General features: G+C 65.0%; 18 protein-coding genes. 2 read left to right on the top strand and 16 right to left on the bottom strand.

What is annotated here, in order from left to right:
- Window positions 1-10: 10 nt before the first annotated feature.
- The 8 genes from M3465_RS00575 to M3465_RS00610 form a co-directional block, all read right to left on the bottom strand.
- Entirely contained in the window at window positions 11-1,345 is a 1,335-nt protein-coding gene (locus M3465_RS00575) for a hypothetical protein (protein WP_249499761.1), read from the bottom strand.
- 160 nt (window positions 1,346-1,505) lie between these two features.
- Complete coding sequence (locus M3465_RS00580; RefSeq protein WP_249499762.1) at window positions 1,506-2,381, bottom strand: CsgG/HfaB family protein; 876 nt, start codon at window positions 2,379-2,381, stop codon at window positions 1,506-1,508.
- A gap of 107 nt (window positions 2,382-2,488) precedes the next feature.
- Window positions 2,489-2,914 carry a curli assembly protein CsgF gene (locus M3465_RS00585; protein WP_249499763.1) on the bottom strand — a complete coding sequence of 142 codons (426 nt, stop codon included), beginning with the start codon at window positions 2,912-2,914 and terminating at the stop codon, window positions 2,489-2,491.
- Window positions 2,915-3,198: 284 nt separating this feature from the next.
- Complete coding sequence (locus M3465_RS00590; RefSeq protein WP_249499764.1) at window positions 3,199-4,062, bottom strand: fumarylacetoacetate hydrolase family protein; 864 nt, start codon at window positions 4,060-4,062, stop codon at window positions 3,199-3,201.
- A 50-nt stretch (window positions 4,063-4,112) separates the two neighbouring features.
- Window positions 4,113-5,609: a TRAP transporter large permease gene (locus M3465_RS00595; protein WP_249499765.1), complete on the bottom strand. Its 1,497-nt coding sequence runs from the start codon at window positions 5,607-5,609 to the stop codon at window positions 4,113-4,115.
- Window positions 5,606-6,190: a TRAP transporter small permease gene (locus tag M3465_RS00600; protein ID WP_349305013.1), complete on the bottom strand. Its 585-nt coding sequence runs from the start codon at window positions 6,188-6,190 to the stop codon at window positions 5,606-5,608. The genes M3465_RS00595 and M3465_RS00600 overlap by 4 nt, the downstream gene beginning before the upstream one ends.
- On the bottom strand, window positions 6,187-7,212 hold the full coding sequence (locus M3465_RS00605; protein WP_249499766.1) for a TRAP transporter substrate-binding protein: 1,026 nt from the start codon (window positions 7,210-7,212) through the stop codon (window positions 6,187-6,189). The genes M3465_RS00600 and M3465_RS00605 overlap by 4 nt, the downstream gene beginning before the upstream one ends.
- Window positions 7,213-7,297: 85 nt before the next feature.
- Window positions 7,298-8,029 carry an SDR family oxidoreductase gene (locus tag M3465_RS00610; RefSeq protein ID WP_249499767.1) on the bottom strand — a complete coding sequence of 244 codons (732 nt, stop codon included), beginning with the start codon at window positions 8,027-8,029 and terminating at the stop codon, window positions 7,298-7,300.
- Between the two features lie 193 nt (window positions 8,030-8,222).
- On the opposite strand from M3465_RS00610, the gene selD reads away from it, so the two are divergent.
- Window positions 8,223-10,391 (top strand): selenide, water dikinase SelD, encoded by a 2,169-nt coding sequence (gene selD, locus M3465_RS00615; protein ID WP_249499768.1) that lies wholly within the window; start codon window positions 8,223-8,225, stop codon window positions 10,389-10,391.
- Here the strand turns inward: selD and mnmH are convergent.
- From mnmH to betI, 8 genes are all read right to left on the bottom strand, one after another.
- On the bottom strand, window positions 10,373-11,428 hold the full coding sequence (gene mnmH / locus M3465_RS00620; protein WP_249499769.1) for a tRNA 2-selenouridine(34) synthase MnmH: 1,056 nt from the start codon (window positions 11,426-11,428) through the stop codon (window positions 10,373-10,375). The two genes, selD and mnmH, sit on opposite strands and share 19 nt — an antisense overlap.
- Before the next feature lie 5 nt (window positions 11,429-11,433).
- Complete coding sequence (locus tag M3465_RS00625; RefSeq protein ID WP_249499770.1) at window positions 11,434-12,000, bottom strand: PqiC family protein; 567 nt, start codon at window positions 11,998-12,000, stop codon at window positions 11,434-11,436.
- A 25-nt stretch (window positions 12,001-12,025) separates the two neighbouring features.
- Window positions 12,026-14,479: an MlaD family protein gene (locus tag M3465_RS00630; protein ID WP_249499771.1), complete on the bottom strand. Its 2,454-nt coding sequence runs from the start codon at window positions 14,477-14,479 to the stop codon at window positions 12,026-12,028.
- Complete coding sequence (locus M3465_RS00635) at window positions 14,476-15,108, bottom strand: paraquat-inducible protein A (protein WP_249499772.1); 633 nt, start codon at window positions 15,106-15,108, stop codon at window positions 14,476-14,478. The genes M3465_RS00630 and M3465_RS00635 overlap by 4 nt, the downstream gene beginning before the upstream one ends.
- Window positions 15,075-15,698 (bottom strand): paraquat-inducible protein A, encoded by a 624-nt coding sequence (locus M3465_RS00640; protein ID WP_249499773.1) that lies wholly within the window; start codon window positions 15,696-15,698, stop codon window positions 15,075-15,077. Before M3465_RS00640 ends, M3465_RS00635 begins: the two co-directional genes overlap by 34 nt.
- 101 nt (window positions 15,699-15,799) lie before the next feature.
- Complete coding sequence (gene betA / locus M3465_RS00645; RefSeq protein ID WP_249499774.1) at window positions 15,800-17,470, bottom strand: choline dehydrogenase; 1,671 nt, start codon at window positions 17,468-17,470, stop codon at window positions 15,800-15,802.
- A 58-nt stretch (window positions 17,471-17,528) separates the two neighbouring features.
- Complete coding sequence (gene betB, locus M3465_RS00650; protein ID WP_249499775.1) at window positions 17,529-18,986, bottom strand: betaine-aldehyde dehydrogenase; 1,458 nt, start codon at window positions 18,984-18,986, stop codon at window positions 17,529-17,531.
- Window positions 18,983-19,564 carry a choline-binding transcriptional repressor BetI gene (gene betI, locus M3465_RS00655; RefSeq protein WP_249500830.1) on the bottom strand — a complete coding sequence of 194 codons (582 nt, stop codon included), beginning with the start codon at window positions 19,562-19,564 and terminating at the stop codon, window positions 18,983-18,985. The genes betB and betI overlap by 4 nt, the downstream gene beginning before the upstream one ends.
- A gap of 111 nt (window positions 19,565-19,675) precedes the next feature.
- Between betI and choX the strand changes: the two genes are divergently transcribed.
- On the top strand, window positions 19,676-20,596 hold the full coding sequence (gene choX, locus M3465_RS00660) for a choline ABC transporter substrate-binding protein (RefSeq protein WP_283254891.1): 921 nt from the start codon (window positions 19,676-19,678) through the stop codon (window positions 20,594-20,596).
- Window positions 20,597-20,608 lie beyond the last annotated feature (12 nt).

Genomic DNA, 20,608 nt, shown 5'->3' on the forward strand with positions numbered 1-20,608 from the left:
ACGGAACGCGTTACTGGTTGACTGTGGCAAGGTTGCCTGTGCCGGCTTGCGAGATGATCGAGGAGTTGCCGCTCGTTGCGAGTTGGTAGACATTCGCCGTGTTTCCGGCGCCAATGCCCGACTGTGTGATCTCGCTGTAGTTGTTGTGGCTCGCTTGCTCGACATAGGCGATCTGGTTGTCATCGCTCTGGGTGATGAAACTCGCGTTGTTGTCGCCGGTCTGGAGCACCGTCGCCAGCTGATCGTTGCCGCTCTGCGTGATGGTGCTGTCGTTCAGATCGCCCGATTGCGTGACGGACGCGGTCTGATCGTCGCCGGTCTGCGTCATCAGGTTGTAGTTGCCGAAGCCCGATTGCATCAGCGTCGCCTCCGCGCCCTCGCCATCGGATTGCGAGATCGTGCTCGATCCGTCGACGCCCGATTGCGTGACCGTCGCGATGGCGCTCGTGTTGGTTTGCGAGACATCGCTGTCGTTGTTGTCACCGCTCTGGGTGACTGTTGCCTCGGAATAGCGGCTTTGCGGACCTTGGAAGACAGTCGAGAATTGACTTGTGTCGCTTTGCTTAACCGTGGCCTCGACCGTCCGCGCCGTCTGGGTGACGAAACTCTCGTGATCGCTGCCATCCTGCTCGACGGTCGCGATCATCTCGCGATTGGTGCGCTGCTCGACATTCGAGAAGTTGTTCACGCCATTCTGCTCGACAAGCACACGCGAGTCGGAGCCGCCCTGCTCGACATTCGAGATATTCGCATCGCCGAACTGAAAGACATCCACGTCGGAATAAGGATCGGCATCCTCGTTGCGCACGGCCTGCGTGATCGATGACTGGTTGTCCTTCCCGACTTGCTCGTTATAGGCCGTCACGCCAGAGGCAGGGCCGGAGCCTGCGGGGCGATCCGACTGCAGGATGTCGGAGGTGTTGCCCGACCCGGTCTGAACGATATTCGCGTTCACGCTGAAGCCCGACGGAATACCATCCGGCGGCGTCTGCGGCGTGCCGTTGGAGTATTGCGTGATCGTCGCGCTATTGGTCGGTGCGTTCGGCTGATCGGGGTTCGACTGCGTGATCCGCGCGCGCGCATTCTCTCCGACCTGCATGATCGACGCATCGTTCGTCGGAATGCTGAAATTGGGGATCCCATTGGGATTTTCCGATTGCGTGACCTCAGCCACATTGTTCGTGCCGTCCTGGATAACGGAAGACACGCCTTCGACACCGCCGGTCTGGTCGATCAAAGTCGAATTGCCCAGCCCGATCTGGTCGATGAAACTGTCATTGGCCATCGCCTGGCCGGCAAAAGACAGCGCAAGAACGGAGGCAGTTGCGATAAGGTGCTTTTTCATGAGGCAAACCTCTATTATAAGCACCAGAGCATCTCTGGTGCTGGTTGACGGCCGCGCGAACGCGGCCCTTGATCAGGGTGCGGCGTCTTAGGTGTCCAGCCGAGTGGACGCCGCATCCTCCTTCAACTCGCCCGGATGACCGGGCGATATGTCATACTGCTCAGATTGTGTTTGCCTCGCCCGGCGTTATCACGGCCGAGGTCTTGCGGGACGTTCTCGCGTCCTCGTAATTCTGGTTAGAGATCGAGCCCGGACGCGCACGCCCGTCCTCGTTCAGATACTCCCGAACGAGCATTTCACCTGTGCGCTCGTTCTTGAAGCTCCATAGATCGCGCTCGGCCATTTCCATGATGAGCGCATAGATCGCCTTCTCGATGGTCCGGGTCAGCGCGACAAAGCCCGGCTCATTGGCGGTCACGCCGCCTTCGAGCTCGAGAATTTCGTCGATTTCGATATAGCGGAACACGCTCGCGCCCGCGCTTGTCGAGATGATGGATTTCTGCACGACGACAGAGGCCAGAACCTCCCCGGTCTTGACGCTGACGGTGCGCAGATTGACGCTCACGGTATCCTTGCGATACTCGCTCCGCGCGCCGATCCCCAGTAGCGCGGCGCCCGCGCCCCCGGTGATGACATTGGTGTCATAGCCGACCACGCCGCCCTCGATGATGACCCCTGCAAAGAGCATCGGCGGCAGCGCCTTGGGATTGATCTTTTCCTCGCCGAGATAAAGCTGGCGCATCTCCTGAATGACGCGCCGCTCCTGCAGTAGGTTCTTGAGATTGGCGCGTTCGATCACGCGGAACCACGATCCCTGCCCGGTATCGCGCAGTGCCTTGATCAGCACCGGCGCGCCGCCCTGCGAAACGGCTTTGGACAGGGTCTGAAACCCCTCGGACGGTTTGAACTGGCCGGTCAGATCCTCGAACTGGTAGACCGCCACATCGACCCGGCTCGCCGGTTCCGGCAAGGTCAGAAGCGCGCTGCGCGTGGAGGTGATGGCGGGCAGTTCCGGCTCCTGCGCCATATCATGCATCGCGTCGCATCCTGCCACGAATGCCAAGGACGCAAGACATAGTGCAAACCTGGAACGCAAACGCTTCATCTAAAACTCACCCCATTCGCCGGACGGGCCGGCAAGACTCAGTTGATCGCCTCCGCCCCTTCGACGACCGGCAAAACGATCTCCGTGCTCGATCCGTCCAGCAGATTGGTGATCTGCACGCGGATGTTTTCCAAAGACCGTTCATAGAAAATCTGTTGATCGCCGATCACGATCGTATCCGTGTCGCCGGGCTGAGCGCCCGTGATCACCTCGGAAAGCCCCGAAGAGAGCGACGACAGAAGGCGGCTCTGAAGCTGGCGAACGAAAAGATCGGATTGCGAGCTCGTCGCTCGCGAGGCGCTCTTCTCCTTTTCCGTGTGCTGGTTTTGGATATCGGCCAGCGACAGAAGATGAGAGGAGGCGAAGGTATTGCCGCCGAAGGACGGGTTGGTGAACTGAAAGACCAGATCCTGGGCATGCACGGGGCCGGACAGGATGGCCCCCAATATCGCTGCCCGAAACACGAGACGTTCCACAACTCTACCTCTACACGCGCCTACAAAAGACCGTTACCCAATATCAGATTATCTATAGAAACCGCGCCTACAAACAACTTTCTACAAAACTACGTCAGCATTTATGAAATATTAATAGGTCGGTAATACGACGATTCGCAACCTGTTTCGAAGAAGACGCCGCTAAAGAATTGAAATTGCGACAGTCTTGGATGTTTCGAACCGGGCCTTTCACCCAATAAGCGCGTTTCGGGAAAGCAACACTTTGGCTTTTGGTAAACCTCCTTGAAGCGCTATCCGGTCCCTTCCGCGATCACCGGATTCACACAGGTTCCGATCCTCTCGATCTCAACCTCGACGTGATCGCCGGGGCGCAGCCAGCGCGGCTCTGGCCGGTGCGCCATGCCGACGCCTGATGGCGTGCCCGTCGCGATCAGGTCGCCCGGCTCCAGCGTGGTGAATTCCGACAGGATCGCAACCGTCCGCGCAACGGGACAGATCATCTCATCCGTGTTCGACGATTGCAGCGTCTCGCCATTCACGCGGCACGAAATCGCCAGCCCAGACGCCCCGGCGGGCAGCGCATCGGCGCTCACGACATAGGGGCCGACGGCGCCGGTAGCGTCGAAATTCTTGCCCGGCGTCCATTGCTGGGTCTTGTTCTGGAAATCGCGCAATGTCGCGTCGTTGAAGGTGGTATAACCGAACACATGGCCCAGCGCGTCCTCCTCCGCGATATGCCGTCCGCCGCGGCCGATCACGATCATCAGCTCGGCCTCGTAATCGAGCGCGTCCGAACAGGCCGGGCGCACGAAAGGCGTGCCAGATGGCACCAGCGAGGTTCGGCTGCGCATGAAGACGGTCGGATAGTCCGGCACCTCCATCCCGGCCTCTTTCGCATGATCGGCGTAGTTCAGCCCCAGGCACATGATCTTGCCCGGATCGGCAAGCGGCAAAGCCGGTGCGATGCGATCCACCGGCACGGTCTCCGCTTGTGCGGCCCGCTCCAACACCGATGCACGCAGGCCATCGTCGCGGATCAGCGCCATCAAGTCCTGTCCGACGCGCGGATCGATTGCGCAAAGATCGACAGCCCCGTCGCCGCGCACCGCGAACACCGAACGCTTGCCATCCAGATCGCCCACCAGAAATTTCATCACGCCTCTCCCTGCGATTGTCCTGCCCCTGTGTGCCGCGCCTCGGCGGGCTAGTAAAGCCAGACCAGCGTGATCGCGGGAAAGAGCACCAGAAGCGCGATGCGAAGGATATCCGACGCGATGAACCACAGAACGGCGCGATAGGTCGCAACCAGCGGCGTATCGCGATCCATCGAATTGATGATGAACAGGTTCATCCCGACCGGCGGCGTGATCAACCCGACCTCGACGACGACCAGCACCAGTATCCCGAACCAGATCGCGACATATTCCGCCTCGATCCGCTCCGCGATCCCTTGCGTGACGCGAATATCCAGCGCCCGCATCTGCTCACGGCTGAGCTCCGCGCCACTCGCGATGGCCTGCTCGATCCCGGCCAGCATCTCCGGTCCCATCCCCTCGGGAACCCCCGCCGCCAACACCTCTCGCGCGGCATCGGCCTGCAACGCTGCCAGCTCGACAAATCCGAAATCCATCGCCGAGATGACCGGAAAGAAGATCGGCACCGTGAGAAGGATCATCGACAGGCTGTCCATCACGCAACCGAAGAGCAGGTAGAAGGCAAGGATGATCAGAAGCACCGCGAGCGGCGCCAGCCCCATCTCGACCACCCAGAGCGACAGCGCCTGCGGCACCTGCGTCAGCGCCAGAAACCCGTTATAGAAGGCCGCGCCGAGCACGATAAAAAAGATCATCGCGCTGCTGATCGCGGTGGAAATCAGGCTCTCGCGCAGCCGCGCCAGCGTCATGCGCCCCGACAGCGCGGCGATCACGCCGGTCCCGGCCGCCCCCACGGCCGCGCCTTCGGTCGGCGTGAACCATCCGGCATAGATGCCGCCTACGACCAGCAAGAAAACGAGCAGCACCGGCCAGACCTCGCCCAGCGCGCGCCAGCGTTCGGCATAAGGCATCGGCGCGCGCTGCCCGATCTCGCCGGGATGGCGCCGCGCATAAAGCGATATCGCGATGATGTAGCCCAGCGCCGCGAGCACTCCGGGAAGAACCGCCGCCAGAAAGAGCTTGGCGATATTCTGCTCGGTCAGGATCGCGTAGATCACGAGGATCACCGACGGCGGAATGAGGATCCCCAGCGTGCCGCCCGCCGCCAGCGTCGCGGTCGAGAAGCCGCCCGAATAGCCCGTCCGCCGCAATTCCGGCAGCGCCACGCGCCCCATCGTCGCCGCCGTCGCCAGCGACGAGCCGCAGATCGCCCCGAACCCGGCGCATGCGCCCACCGCCGCCATCGCCACGCCGCCGCGCCGATGCCCGAGCCACGCCTCCGCCGCCCGAAACAGCGCCTGCGACATGCCCGACACGGAGGCGAACTGCCCCATCAAGAGAAACATCGGGATGATCGACAGCGAGTAATTTGAAAAGGTCGAATAGGTTTCCGATTTCAGCTTGGCGAGGATCGCATCCGGGCTGCCCAGCGCGATCCAGAAGCCGCCGATCCCCCAAAGCAGCATCGCCAGCCCGATCGGCGCGCGCAGGAAAATCAGCGCGAGCAGCACCGGAAAGGACCACAGCCCAAGCTCGAGCAGGCTCATTCCGCCTCCCCGCCCGGCGCATTGCCCTGCCCCGCCCCGGCCTGCGCCAGCCGCGCCAGGACGCACCAGATCGCCACCACCGAGGCGACCGCCGCCGCCGCAAGGCTCGCGGCATAGGCCCACCAGACCGGAAATTGAAGCAGGAATGTCGTCTCGCCGTTGCCCAGCTTATCCAGCATCCCCGCGCCGAGCCGCCAGGTGATGAGACAGATCGCGGCGCTCAGCAGCCCCTCCCAAAGCGCGGCAAGCCAGGCTTGCGCCTGCGCGCCCAGCCGCGAGGTGAAGATATCCACCGTCGCATGCCCGCCCTGCAACTGGCAGATCGGCAGAAAGGCGAAGATCGCGAAGGCGATACCCGCCTCGACCAGCTCGAAATCGCCCGTGATCGGCCCGGCTCCCAATGCGATCAGCCCATCCGCCAAGGATTGCGGCAGACGCCCCGAATAGGCCAGCGTATCAAGCCCCCGGCCCAGCACCGACACCGACGTCAGGGCGATGAGCGCCAGGAGCACGGCCCCACCGATCAGGGCCATGCCCTGCGCCAGAAGCGCGATTCCCCGCCTGACGCGCGCCGCTGTCACTCGCTATGCTTGTCCACAAGCTCCGCCGCGCGGGCGATCAGCGCCTCCGCATCGATGCCCTTTGCCTCCATCTCGGCAGTCCAGCGCGCGATCGTACCCTGCGCCGCGGCGTGCCACGCCTCCGCTTCGGCACCGTTGACCGTGATCACCTCGTTCCCAAGATCGAGCGCCGCCTCGCGCGCCGGCCCATCGTCGATCGCCATCTGCCGCCCGGCCTCGCGCGAAAACTCCAGCCCCGATTGCGCATCGATCACCGCTTGCAAATCCTCGGGCAACGCCTCGTAGCTGTCGCGGTTCATCGCGAAAAGGAATGGCATCGTGTAAAGCGGCGCGCCCTCGAACTCGGTATGATGGCCGACCATCTCGGCCACTTTCAACGCCCCGGTCACCTCCCAGGGCAGCAGCGCACCATCGACCACCCCCTTGGAAAGCGCTTCGGGCAGCGCCGGCACCGGCATGCCCACGGCACTCGCGCCCAGATCGTTCAGCAGCATGTTCGTCACCCGCGTCGGCGCGCGCAGCTTGACCCCGCGCAGATCGCCCGGCACCTCGATCGGTTCTTCGGAATGGATCACCCCCGGCCCGTGCACCCACACGCCCAGCAGCTTGAAATCGGCGTATTCCTCCCGCACCGCCTCGTCCTGCGTCATCTCCCAGAACGCCGCCGACGCCGCTCCGGCGTCGCTCACGGTAAAGGGCAGCTCGAACACTTCCGAGCGCGGAAACCGCCCCGGCGTGTAGCCGGCCACCGTCCAGATGATATCGACAACGCCGTCGATGGCCTGATCGATCAGCTGCGGCGGCGTGCCGCCCAACTGCATCGACGGGAAATGCTGGATCTCGATCCGCCCGCCCGACGCCTCTTCGACCCGGTCCGCCCAGGGCTGAAGGATATTGGCCGGCACATTCGCCTGCGCGGGCAGGAACTGGTGCATCCGCAGCGTCACCTCCTGCGCCGCCGCGCTGCCCGCCATCCCGAGCGCCAGCGCCGCACAAGCAAGCACATCCTTGATACCTGTCATCGTGATCTCCCGACCGTTTCCGTCATCGCGCCTGCGCGCGAGCCTGCCTATACCGCATCCTTCGCGCCGAAACAGGCAAAACCGTCTATCCACGCCCGATATACGGCATATTCGTCGCCATCACGGTCATGAATTGCACATTCGCCTCCAGCGGCAACTGCGCCATATGCAGCACCGATGCCGCCACATCCGCCACATCCATCACCGGCTCGACCTCGCGCCCGGCCGCCTCCGCCTGCCGGCGCAAGGATGCCACGATCTCGGTCCCGGCATTGCCGATATCGATCTGCCCGCAGGCGATCCCGAATTCCCGCCCATCGAGAGAGATCGACCGGGTCAGCCCGGTTATGGCATGCTTGCTCGCCGTATAGGGCGCCGAGCCCCAGCGCGGCACATGCGCCGAGATAGAACCGTTGTTGATGATCCGCCCGCCCTGCGGCACCTGCGCCCGCATCCGCGCAAAGGCCGCGCGCGCGCAGATGAAACTCCCCGTCAGGTTCACCTCGATACAGCGCCGCCATTCCTCGACCGGGATCTCGTCTATGCTCGCCCCGAACACCCCCATCCCGGCATTGTTGAACAGCGCATCGAGCCGCCCCCATGCGCGCATCGCCGCATCGAATGCCGCATCCACCGCGCCTTCATCCGTCACGTCACACGGCAGCGCCAGCGCCCGCTCATGCCCGCCGGCCATCTCCTCAAGCGGTGCCGCCCGCCGCCCGATCAGCCCGACACGCCAGCCGGCCTGCAGGAACGTTTCCGCGCAGTCACGCCCGATCCCGCTCCCCGCCCCGGTGATGATGATCGTCCTGCCCATATCCCGCCCTTTCTTCTTGCCCCAAATATCCCGGGGGAGTCGCCGCCCCGCGGCGGCGGGGGCAGCGCCCCCTCTCTGCCCCGTTCTGGACAATCCCGCCCCCGGCGGCAAGCCTTGCCGAGGTGCCCGCGCCGCATGGGATCGCCCGGCCAGCCATGCTAAGCCCGCTCCGAAACCCCGAAGGAGCCCGCCCATGCACCCGCCTTCCCTGCCCCTCGCGCGCGATCTCGTCCTTATCGGCGGCGGTCACACACATGCGCTCGTGCTGCGCAAATGGGCGATGGATCCCCTCCCCGGCGCGCGGCTCACGCTTATCGATCCGAACCCGACCGCGCCCTATTCCGGCATGCTTCCCGGCTTCGTCGCCGGTCATTACAGCCGCGAGACGCTCGATATCGATCTCGTGCAACTCGCTCGCGCCGCCGGCGCGCGGCTCATCCTCGGCGCCGCGACCGGGATCGATCTCGCGCGCGGCGACATCACGGTCGAAAACCGCCCGCCCGTCGGCTTCGACATCGCCTCGATCGATATCGGCATCACCTCCGCCATGCCGTCGCTGCCCGGCTTTGCCGAACATGCGGTCCCCGTCAAACCGCTCGGACCCTTTGCCGCGCGCTGGAACGCCTATCGCGCCGGCGCCGGCCCGGCCTCGGTCGCGGTGATCGGTGGCGGCGTCGCGGGGGCCGAGCTTGTCATGGCGATGGCCTTCGCGCTGCGCGCGGCGCACCGCCCGGCCACGCTGCATCTGATCGACGACGGCACCGCGCTCTCGGACCTGCCGCCGAAAAGCGCCGCCAGGCTCCGGCGCGCGCTCGCCGATCTCGGCGTCACCCTGCTCGAGAACGCGCGGGTGACGCATATCACGGAAAACACCCTCCACCTGCACGACGCCGCCCCCATCGAGGCCGGGTTCATCACCGGCGCCGCCGGTGCGCGCGCCTATGGCTGGCTCGTGCAAACGGGGCTGGAGACGAAAGACGGCTTCATCACCGTCGACAAGCACCTGCAAAGCAGCGATCCGCGTATCTTCGCGGCGGGCGATTGCGCGCATCTCACCTTCGATCCGCGCCCCAAGGCCGGGGTCTATGCCGTCCGGCAAGCCCCTGTCCTGACCCATAACCTCCGCGCCGCGCTCTCCGGCGGGGCGATGAAACCCTATCGCCCGCAAAAGGATTACCTCAAGCTGATCTCCACCGGCAGCAAGACCGCGCTCGGAGACCGGTTCGGGCTCAGCTTTTCCGGCCCCTGGGTCTGGCGCTGGAAGGACCATATCGACCGCAAGTTCATGCGCACATTCAGCGATCTGCCGCAAATGCCCACGCCGCCGCTCCCCAAGGTGCGCGCGCTCGGCGTCGATGAGGCGCTCGGCCCCAAACCGCTTTGCGGCGGCTGCGGGGCCAAGCTGTCGCGCGGCGCGCTCGGCGATGCGCTGGCCGCCCTCGCCCCGCCGCAGCGCGCCGATGTCACGATGCTGCCGGGCGACGATGCCGCGTTGCTGCATACCGGCGACGCGCGGCAGGTCTTCACCACCGATCACCTGCGCAGCTTCTGGCCCGATCCGGTCGTGATGGCCCGCATCGCCGCGCACCACGCGCTCGGCGATATCTGGGCAATGGGCGCGGCGCCGCAAGCCGCGACGCTCTCGCTCACCCTGCCGCGCCTGTCGGATGCGCTCGCCAGGCGCAGCATGGCCGAGATCCTCGCCGCTGCCGAACCGATCCTGCGCGATGCCGGCGCCGATATCGTCGGCGGCCACAGCACCATCGGCGACGAATTGACCATCGGTCTGGCGATCACCGGCCTGTGCGAGGACGCCCCGATCACCCTGGCCGGAGCCAAATCCGGCGCGGCGCTGATCCTGACAGCGCCCATCGGCACCGGCGTCATCATGGCGGCGCATATGTCGGGCACCGCGCGCGGCGTGCATGTCGCCGCCGCGCTGGAGGCGATGCAACAGGGCCAAGCCGCCGCCGCGACGCTCCTGCGCGGCGCGGCGCAGGCGATGACCGACGTCACCGGCTTCGGCCTTGCCGGGCATCTCTACAACATCTGCGCCAGTTCGAATCTCGCCGCGACATTGCGCATGGCCGATATCCCGCTCCTGCCCGGCGCGGAGGCGCTTTCGGCGGCAGGCGAGCATTCCTCGCTCTATCCCAGCAATCGCGAAGGGTTCGACCACATCGCCGACACGCCCGCCACACGCCTGCTCTTCGATCCGCAAACCGGTGGAGGGCTGCTCGTTGCGGTGCCGCAGGAGCAGGCGCAAGCGCTGCTTTCACAGCTGCACGCCGCCGGCCTCGACCGCGCCGCGATCATCGGCCATCTGCATGACGGCCCGCCCGGTCAGATCACCGCCGATTGAAGCGCCGCCGCCACGCCATCGGCCACCCGCTCAAGCTGCGCGGGCGCAAGCCCCGCCGCCTCCACCCGCGCCAGAACCTTCGGCGCGGTGGCCTTCATCGACTTGGCATAGGCCGGATCGTAATGATCCTCCATCAGCGAGCGCACCAGCGCGTGCCGGTCCCCTGCCGCGCCCAGCGCCGCCCAATGCGCCAGCAGCGCCTCGCCTCGATGCGCCTTGAGCGGCGCGAGCTTGCGCTGCAATCCATCCGCATCGGCCAGAATGTCCTCATAGGCCCGGACCAGATACTCGGCTCGCGCCTTCATCGGGGCGGAAACCTCGATCCACGGCGCGCGCTTCATCGCGGCCCAAAGGCTCGGCGGGATGAGAAGCCCGCCGATCTTGCTGCTCTCGGCCTCCACCAACACGGGCCGCGCCGGATCCATCCCGCAAAGCCGCACCGCCAGCGCGCTCTCGAACGCCTTTTGCGACGGCTGCCCGCCCATCGCGCCCAGAAGCGAGCCGCGATGGTTGGCCAGCCCTTCAAGATCGACCACCTGCACCCCGCGCGCCTCCAGAAGCGGCAGAAGGTCCGTCTTGGCCGTGCCGGTATAGCCACCCAACTGCACGATCCGGTGCGCCAGCGGCTTGCGCTGCAGCATGTCCACCACCAGCCGGCGATAGGTCTTGTATCCCCCGGCAATCAGCTCCGCCCGCCAACCGATCTCGCGCAGCATCCAGGCGAACGCGCCCGAGCGCTGCCCTCCGCGCCAGCAATAGACCAGCGGCTGCCAGCCGCCCTCGTGATGCGACAGCGCGCCCTCGATATGCGCCGCCGCGTTGCGGAACACCAGCGCGGCGCCCAGCTTTCGGGCATCGAACGGGCTGACCTGCGCGTAAAGCGTGCCGACGCGCGCGCGCTCCTCGTTGTCCAGCACCGGCAGGTTGATCGCGCCCGGCACATGGTCCTCGGCAAACTCCGCCGGGCTGCGCACGTCGATCACCGTGTCGAAGCCGTGATCCAGCAGATCGGCCAGCGAAGGCGGTGTCCAGGCCACGATCCCTAGCGCAGCAGCCCGACCAGCTCGTCGGACAGGGCCACGAGCGCCCGCCCCTGCGCCTCCGTCACCGCCGCCGCCGTCGCCGCCGTCAACGGCACGGCGATGCCGAACCGCTCCACCCTCTCGCGCGGGCGTCCCTCGACCCCGGCGATCGCGGCAAGGCCGGTGATCTCGAACAGCCCCGTGCTGCTCGCGATCATCTTGTCGATCCGCACCGTCATCCGCGCCGACGGCCCATCGCGAAGCGGCCACGGCTCCGGCGCGACGACCGCGCTGCTGCGCGCATCGAGCAGTTGCGCCAGCGTGCCCGTCACCGCGCGTTCGGGATCGTCCGCCCAGACCGCATCCCCCAGCGGGCGCAGCGCGCCATCCTCGTGCCGGAACAGCACATCCGTTCCCGACGCATGCTCAGGCAGCGTCACATCGCGCAGTTCCACGCTGCGCAACCCGACCCGCGCCTTCGCAGGCTCCACCAAAGCCGGCGCGCCGATCAGATAGCGCGTATCCTCCGCCGTGCCGCAGGCCGCGAGCGGCAAAGCCAGCACCAATCCCATCAAACGCCAATTCATCACAACCATCCTGAAAATCCCTTAATCAGCGCCCGAAAATCAGCGAATTGGGGCTGCGCTCAATCGCGCGGGCCAGTTCCGAAATCGACCGTGCCGCCGCTTTCACCTCGCGCAGCGCCGACAGCGTCTGCTCGTTAAAATCCGACCGCGCGCCATAGGAGGAAATCACCGTCTCCGTCTCCGCTACAAGCCGTTCGAGCCGCGCGGTGAGGTCGGGCAGATCCTCCACCGATGTCGCCACCGAGGATGCCGCATCGGAAGCCGATTGCAAGGTCGCGTTGAGGTTTTCCACCACCCCGCCCTCGCGTAATTCGGCCAGCGCAAGGCGCATTTCCGTCAACGCATCGTTCAGCGTTCCGGGCAGATCCATCGTGTCGTCGCTGCCGATCAGCGCATCGACGCGGGCCAGGGTGCCGGTCGCGCTGTCCACGAGCGCCTGCAACTCCAGATCCTTGGCCGTCTGCGCCACCTCGTCGAGATCCCTGAGCAGAGCCGGAATCTCCGTCTCGGTGATCTGCCGCAGGTTGGCCGTCAGAGCCGGCGCGTCCTGCGAGGCGACGCTGATATCGGCCATCGCACGGTCGAGATTGCGCAGCGAACTGCCCAGCGCGGACACCGCGCCTTCCTCGCGCAGATCGGCCACCACCTGCCGCACATCGGCAATCGCCTCCGTCACTGCTTGGGGAATGGCTTGCACTGCCTCACCCGCGATCAGCGCATCGACACGGTTCAGCGTCTGCGTCGCGCTGGCGACCAGCGCTTCTAGATCGAGCTCCTGCGCCGTCTGCGCGACCGATTGCAATTCGCTCAGGACCGCCGGGATCTCCTCCTCGGTCAAACGTGCAAGGTTCCGCGTCAGCTCCGGCGCGTCCTGCGCCGCCGCGCTGATGCCGACCATCGCCTCATCGAGGCTCGCCAGCGCCGATGTAAGAGACTCTACCGCACCGCCCGCCCGCACATCCGCGACGATGGATTGCAGATCGGCGACCGCCGCTTCGATCTGCGCCGGGATCGCCTGCAATGCTTCGCTGCCGACCAACGCGCGCGCGTCGTCGATCAAGGCCACGGCCGAGCCGGGAACCCGCTGCAAATCCTCGCTGCGCGCCAGCGTCTCGACGGCATCCATCAGGCTGATCGCCTGTTGCATTACCTCCTCGATGGGCAGCGCGTTGATCCGCTCCAAAACGCCTTCCGCGGTGGCGGTGAAATCCGACAGGTTCGATTCGATGCTCGGCAGGCGCGGCGGCTCGCCCTCCATCTCCTGCAACTGCGCGCTCGGAACATCGTCCAGCACGACAAGCTCGACGCGCAGATCGCTGCTCAGCAGGCTTTGCGTCGCGAGCCGCGCGCGCATCCCGGTCGAAACGGCGAACCGGAAGAACTCGACGGTTTCCTCGGGCGTCGCGCCCGCCGGAAGGCCCATGCGCTGCGGATCGATGGCGACGCTGACGATCAGCGACAGCTCCGGCCCGAAATCGGTATCCACCACGCGCGAGCGCAACTCGGTCACCACGCCCACATCGAGCCCCTGATAGGTCACGTCATCGCCCGCCTCCAGACCGCTGACCGATTCGTCGAAGGCGATGGTGAACGGCACGCCCTGCGCCGGCCCGCGCACCAGACGGTTGCGCCGCGCCTCCGTCTCGTCGGGGTAAAGCGTGAAGACATAGCCGGGCGAGATATCCTCGCCGTCGTCGTAAAGATTGTCGAAGGCGATCCCGCCTGTCAGCAAGGAGGCCAGCGAGTCGAAATCGACCGAGAACCCGGACGCGCCGAATGACAACTCGAAGCCCGATGTATCCCAGAACCGCGTCGCCTGCGTCAGGCGGCGGTCATGCGGTGCCTCGATGAAGGCATCGACCAGCACCGTGCGCCCATCGGCCGACAGGCGCGGAGTTTCAAGCTGTCCCACCTCGACCCCGCGAAACAGCACCGGCGATCCGTTCGAGATCGTCGTGCCGTCATCGGTGGCCAGCGTGATCCGCTTGCCGGGGCGGCCCGGCTGCACCAATGGCGGCGTGTCGGTGCCTTCGAACTCGTAGGCTTCGATCCCTTGTTCGTTGTCCCAGGCACCTTCGATATAGACCCCGGACAGAACCGTCGACAGCCCGCTGATCCCGCGCGCGGAGACCTCCGGCCGGACCACCCAGAACGCGGCGCTTTCATCGATGAAGGGCGCCACGTCGTTATCGACACGCACATAGACCAGCACGCGGCCCAGATCGCTCGAAAAGCGCACCTCCTCAACCTGCCCGACCACCACATCGCGATAGCGCAGGGTCGTCTCGCCGGCGATCACGCCCGAGGCGTTGCCGAAAGAAATCTCGATCAGTGTGCCGCGATCCGCAAAACTCTGCCACGCGATGCCCAGCGACACGCCCAGCGCGATGATTGGCACCAGCCAGACGAAGGAAAGATTGCGCCAGAACGATCTGCGACGGGGCGAGACCTTCATTTCAGCAGCTTCCGGTTCGCTCACGCTTCGGCCCCTTCCCGGCTGTCCCAGATCAGTTTCGGATCGAAGCTATTGGCGGAAATCATCGTGAATGCAACCGAAAGGGCGAAACTCACTGCCGCGATGCCCGGATTGATCGATGCCACGAAATCGAGTTGCACCAAGGCCGACAGGATCGCGACGACGAAAACGTCGATCATCGACCAGCGCCCGATGAACTCGACCACCTCGTAAAGGTGGAAATGCGCGGGCGTGCCGGGCAGCCCGCGCTGCACGCGGATGGCGAGATAGGCGATCGCGATGAACTTGCTGACCGGAATGACGACCGAGGCGACGAAGACGATGAGCGCGATGCCATAGGCGCCGTGATCGGCCAGATCGAACACACCGCCGACGATGGTGCTTTCCGTCGTATGGCCCAGCGTCGAGGTGCGCAGCATCGGATACACATTGGCCGGGATGTAGACGACCATTCCGGCAAAGAGCCAGGCCCAGACGCGTTGCAGGCTCGTCTTGTCGCGGCTTTGCAGATGCGCGCCGCAGACCGAACATTCTTCGGTGCCGCGCGGATGCACATGCCCGCACTGCGAACAGCCCACCAGCCCGGCGGCCCGCGCCGTCAGGACGGGCTGCGCGCGTTCAGCGTTTGCCATACCGTCACCCGACACATGAAACTGTCCTTGAGGATTGTCACGATCACCAGACCGACAAAGGCCCAGAAGGCCGGCCCGAGCGTGACATGCGCCAGCCCCGCCACCTTGATCAGCGCGACCGCCACGCCGATGATGAACACCTCCGCCATCGCCCAGGGCCGGATGCGTTCGGACAGGCGAAACACCTCCCCCGCATGGCGCGCCGGCGCCCAGCCCAGCGCCATCGGCGCAAAGACATAGATTTGCGCGATGAACCGGGTCATCGGCAAAAACACGATCAGCGCCCCCACCGCGAAACTGAGCGGCAGCATCAGCCCGTGCGAAAACGCCAGGATCGCATCGAAAACCGAGCTTTTGCGCCCCAGCCCATGCGTGCTCAGTTCGAGGAACGGAAAGAACACCGCAGCGACCATCAGGATCAGCGCAGTCGCCGAGAGCATGACGATCCAGGTCATGGCCCGTTCCTTCGGTGCCATCAGCACCGTCCCGCAGCGCACGCATTGCGCCTTCTCGCCGACCTCGACCTTTGGCAGGTGATGCAGCGCGTCGCATTTCGGGCAGGCGATCAGGTCTGAAAGCGAGTCGGACATGCGCCTTTACATAGGGGATCGGGGGGCGGGGGAACAGATCTCATGCATCTGTACCGGGCAAACGTACCGTTGCGCCGTGCCATCTGGACGGTCCGTACGGCTCAGCGCTGGGAAAGCTGCCAATCGGGATGCACCCACGGCGCACGGTCGTCCGGCGCAAGTGGAGGGCGGCCGAGAATGTGATCTGCCGCCTTTTCCCCGACCATGATCGACGGAGCGTTGAGATTGCCGTTGGTGATGCGCGGGAAGATCGAACTGTCGGCGACGCGAAGACCTTGAACGCCGATCACCCGGCATTCTGGATCGACCACGGCCAAGGGATCATCTACTGCGCCCATCTTGCAACTGCCGCAGGGGTGATAGGCGCTTTCAGCATGATCGCGAATGAATTCGTCAAGCATGTCGTCGCTTTGCGCGGCCTCGCCGGGCTGGATCTCGTGCTTGTAATAAGGCTTGAACGCGTTCTGCGCGAAGATCTCGCGCACCAGTCGAATGCCCTGCCGAAAGGTGATCCAGTCATCCGGATCGCTCATGTAGTTGAAGAAAATGCGCGGATCGTCCTTCGGATCGCCCGATTGCAGCGTGATCTGACCGCGCGAGGGCGACCGCATCGGCCCGACATGGGCCTGAAACCCGTGGCCCTCGGCCGCCACCTGACCGTCATAGCGCACTGCAATGGGCAGGAAGTGGATTTGCAGATCGGGATAGTCGACCCCGGCGCGCGAGCGAATAAATCCAGCGGATTCAAACTGGTTGGAGGCACCCGGCCCGGTTTTCGTCAGCATCCAGCGCGCCCCGACATAGGCTTTGCCCATCAGGTTCCAGTAGCGATAAAGGCTGACCGGCTGACTGGAAGCGGCCTGCACATAGACCTCCAGATGATCCTGCAAGTTCCGGCCAACCCCTGAGCGGTCAGCGAGAACCGGAATGCCGTTCTCTTTCAGTTGCTTGGCCGGCCCGATGCCCGAGAGCATCAGCAGCTTGGGCGAATTGATCGCAGAGGCCGTCACGATCACTTCGCGGTTTGCCCGGATCGTCTCGATACGCCCCTTGCGCGCGATCTCGACCCCGGTGGCGCGCGTGTTTTCAAATGTCACGCGCCGGGCGAAGCCATTGACGAGCTTGCAGTTTCCTCCTCTCAACGCAGGCCGCAGATAGGCTTTCGCCGCAGACCACCGCTGGCCTTTCCAGACCGTCATATCGAACGGCCCGACGCCTTCCTGCCGGTAACCGTTGTAATCGCCGGTCATCCCGTATCCCGCCTGCGCCCCTGCCTCGACAAAGGCGCGGGTCAGCGGATTGTCCCGCGCCCCGCGCGTGATGTGCAGCGGACCGCCGCTGCCGCGCCAATCGGGATCGCCACCATGCCCGCCGTGATGCCAGTTCTCAAGCCGCTGGAAATAGGGCAGAACATCGGCATAGCCCCAGCCCGCCGCACCCTGGTCGCGCCAATGGTCGAAGTCGCGCGCATGGCCGCGCACATAGATCATGCCATTGATCGAGGAGGACCCGCCGATCACCTTGCCGCGCGGACAGGCCAGCCGCCGCCCGCCCAGATGCGGCTCGGGTTCGGTGCGATAGCCCCAATCGTAGCGCTTCATGTTGAGCGGGTAGCTGAGCGCGCCGGGCATGTTGATGAACGGCCCGGCATCGGAGCCGCCATGTTCGATGACGATCACCGACCTGCCCGCCTCGGCAAGGCGGCAGGCGATGGCGCAGCCCGCCGAGCCCGCGCCGACGATGACGTAATCGGCCGTTGGAGCTTGCGTCACCTTGCGGACGCCTCCGGCGGGAGTATTTGAAACGAGAAGAAGGCAGGAAATCGCATCGTCAGAACGGCGCCTCCACATCGCCCATGCGGACATAGACGGATTTGAGCTGGCTGTAGTGGTGGACCGCCTCTTTCGAGTTCTCGCGCCCGACGCCCGAGAGTTTCACGCCGCCGAAGGGCGCCTCGACGGGGGCGTCGTTATAGGAGTTGATGAAGCAGGTTCCGGCCTGAAGCTCTGCGATGACGCGGTGGGCGCGGGTGATGTTCTGGGTGAACACGCCTGCCGAGAGGCCGTATCGGGTGGCATTGGCGCGGGCAATGGCCTCTTCCTCGGTGTCGAAATCGAGCACGGCCATGACGGGGCCGAAAATTTCCTCGCGCGCGATGGTCATGTCGTCGGTGACATCGGCGAAGACAGTCGGCTCCAGATAGAAGCCGGCGCGGTCCAGCCGCTTGCCGCCATAGGCCAGCCGCGCGCCTTCGGCTTCGCCCTTCGCGATGTAATCCTGCACGATCTTCATCTGTGCGTCGCTGACAAGCGGGCCGAAATTGGTCGCCTCGTCCAGCGGATCGCCGATCACTGCGCCGGCGAGCCGTTCCGATAGCCGGTCGAGAAAAGCGCCCCTGATGCCCTTTTGCACGAAGACCCGCGTGCCGTTGGAACAGACCTGTCCGGACGAGTAGAAATTGCCCAGGATCGCGCCACCGACGGCGTTGTCGAGATCGGCATCGTCGAAAACGAGCAAGGGCGATTTGCCGCCAAGTTCCATCGTGACATGTTTCATCTCGGCTGCGGCGGCGGCATAGACCTTCTTGCCGGTCGGCACCGATCCGGTGAGGGAAACCTTGGCGACGCGCCGATCGGTGACGAGCGCCGCGCCCACTTCGCCCGCCCCCTGCACGACGTTGAAGACACCCGCGGGAAGGCCTGCTTCATGCAGGATTTCCGCCACCTTCAACGCGCAGAGCGGTGTTGTCTCGGACGGTTTGAACACCATCGCGTTGCCGCAGGCCAGGGCCGGCGCGGCCTTCCAGCAGGCGATCTGGGTCGGGTAGTTCCACGCGCCGATCCCGACGCAGACGCCCAGCGGCTCGCGGCGGGTATAGACCCAATCCTGGCCGAGCTGGATATGCTCCCCGGTCAGGCTGGCCGCCAGACCGCCGAAATACTCCAGCGCGTCGGCGCCGCTAGTGGCGTCGGCGACCAGCGTTTCCTGCAGCGGCTTGCCGGTGTCATAGGTCTCAAGCACCGACAATTCGCGGTTGCGTTCGCGCATCAGGTCGGCGGCGCGGCGCAGGATGCGGCCGCGCTGGGCGCCCGTCATCGCGGCCCAGTCCTTTTGGGCACGACTTGCCGCGTCCAATGCGCGGTCGATCGTGGCGGGCGTGGCGCTGTGGACCGTGGCGATCCTTTCGCCGCTGGCCGGGTAGATGACGGGGAACGCGGCGCCATCCTTGTCTTCGAGATAGGCGCCGTCCACGAAATGGCTCGCCTTGGGCTGGGTGTCATGAGTCATCGCGCAATATCCTTGCCGGAAAGTGAAAGCTCCTGCTCCAGCGCGGCGCGCGTCTGGCGCAGCGCGTCCTCGCCCGAAGGCGCGCGCCGGGTCAGCGCCTCGCGCAGGTAAAGACCGTCAATGAGGGCGGCGAGACGCTGCGCGGCGTCCGGGGCTTCCGAACCGATGAGGGGGCGCAGACTGGCCGCGAGATTCGAATGGAGCCGGCGCTGGTAGACCGTCAGGAGACGGCGCGCCTCCTCGCTCGATTGCGCGAGGACGTAGAAATTCAGCCAGGCCGAAATCACCTCGCGCGAAAAATGCGTGTCGGTGAAACTGGCACGCAGGATCGCCCCGATCCGGGCGTGCGGGCCTTCGGCACAGTTCAGGGCACGGCGCACCTCGGCGCCATAGAGCGACAGGATATGGCGCATCGCGGCAAGGAAAATGCGATCCTTGCCGCCGAAATAGTGATGGGCCAGCGCCGGGGACATGTCGGCGCGGCGCGCGATCTGCGCGACGGTTACGTCGAGCGAACCCGTCTCGCCGATCTGGGCAATCGTGGCTTTAACCAGCGCCGCGCGGCGTATAGGCTCCATTCCGAGCTTCGGCACGTTTTTCTCCGGGTGTGAGGATGGGCCGGACCGTATGGCGTTTTTTATTGACTCGTCAATCAACAAACAAGAGACCTGACAGGGAGACTGCACATCATGTTGAAATCCTCACTTTCCATCGCGGCGATCTGCGCGGCGGGCATGGCGGCGGCCGACTGCGAAGAGATCGTCTTTTCCGATGTCGGCTGGACCGATATCACCGCCACGACGGCGGCGACGACGGCGGTGCTCGACGCGTTGGGCTATGAGACCGATATCAAGGTGCTGTCGGTGCCGGTGACTTACACCGCGCTCGACGAGGGCGATGTGGATGTGTTCCTTGGAAACTGGATGCCCACGATGGAGGCCGACATCGCCCCCTATCGGGAGGCCGGAACGGTGGACGTTGTGCGGGCCAACCTGGAAGGCGCGAAATATACGCTTGCGGCGAACAAGGCGGCTGCGGACCTGGGGATCGACAGTTTCGAGGACATCGCCGCGAATCGCGAGGCGCTGGAGGGCGAAATCTATGGTATCGAGCCGGGAAATGACGGCAATCGCCTGATCATGGACATGATCGAGGCCGACGCGTTCGGGCTCAAGGGGTTCGAAGTGGTCGAAAGCTCCGAACAGGGGATGCTGGCGCAGGTTGCGCGCGCCGATGAGCGGGGCGAGCCGGTGGTGTTTCTCGGCTGGGAGCCGCATCCGATGAACGCGAATTTCGACATGACCTATCTGAGCGGCGGCGATGACTGGTTCGGCCCGAATTTCGGCGGCGCCACCGTCTACACGAACACGCGCGCGGGCTATGTCGAGGAATGTCCGAATATCGGCAAGCTGCTGAACAACCTGGAGTTCAGCCTATCGATGGAAAACGAGATCATGAGCGGCATCCTCAACGATGGCGAGGAGCCGCGCGAGGCGGCAGAAAACTGGATCGCGCAGAACCCCGATACGTTGCGGACATGGCTCGAAGGGGTCAAGGACGCAGACGGCAATGACGCTTTCGAAACGGCGAGCAAGGCTCTGCTGGATTGATCCTGCGACGGC

Source organism: Marivita sp. GX14005, from assembly GCF_023370775.1.
In the GTDB taxonomy this organism is placed as follows: Bacteria; Pseudomonadota; Alphaproteobacteria; order Rhodobacterales; family Rhodobacteraceae; genus Marivita.

Bases quoted from the DNA above. Each gene is read 5' to 3' on its own strand.
- M3465_RS00625 (WP_249499770.1), bottom strand. From the start codon at position 12,000: ATGAATTGGCGTTTGATGGGATTGGTGCTGGCTTTGCCGCTCGCGGCC.
- M3465_RS00640 (WP_249499773.1), bottom strand. From the start codon at position 15,698: ATGTCCGACTCGCTTTCAGACCTGATCGCCTGCCCGAAATGCGACGCG.
- M3465_RS00575 (WP_249499761.1), bottom strand. From the start codon at position 1,345: ATGAAAAAGCACCTTATCGCAACTGCCTCCGTTCTTGCGCTGTCTTTT.
- M3465_RS00635 (WP_249499772.1), bottom strand. From the start codon at position 15,108: ATGGCAAACGCTGAACGCGCGCAGCCCGTCCTGACGGCGCGGGCCGCC.
- M3465_RS00590 (WP_249499764.1), bottom strand. From the start codon at position 4,062: ATGAAATTTCTGGTGGGCGATCTGGATGGCAAGCGTTCGGTGTTCGCG.
- M3465_RS00595 (WP_249499765.1), bottom strand. From the start codon at position 5,609: ATGAGCCTGCTCGAGCTTGGGCTGTGGTCCTTTCCGGTGCTGCTCGCG.
- selD (WP_249499768.1), top strand. From the start codon at position 8,223: ATGCACCCGCCTTCCCTGCCCCTCGCGCGCGATCTCGTCCTTATCGGC.
- betB (WP_249499775.1), bottom strand. From the start codon at position 18,986: ATGACTCATGACACCCAGCCCAAGGCGAGCCATTTCGTGGACGGCGCC.
- betI (WP_249500830.1), bottom strand. From the start codon at position 19,564: ATGGAGCCTATACGCCGCGCGGCGCTGGTTAAAGCCACGATTGCCCAG.
- M3465_RS00610 (WP_249499767.1), bottom strand. From the start codon at position 8,029: ATGGGCAGGACGATCATCATCACCGGGGCGGGGAGCGGGATCGGGCGT.
- M3465_RS00605 (WP_249499766.1), bottom strand. From the start codon at position 7,212: ATGACAGGTATCAAGGATGTGCTTGCTTGTGCGGCGCTGGCGCTCGGG.
- M3465_RS00580 (WP_249499762.1), bottom strand. From the start codon at position 2,381: ATGCATGATATGGCGCAGGAGCCGGAACTGCCCGCCATCACCTCCACG.
- choX (WP_283254891.1), top strand. From the start codon at position 19,676: ATGTTGAAATCCTCACTTTCCATCGCGGCGATCTGCGCGGCGGGCATG.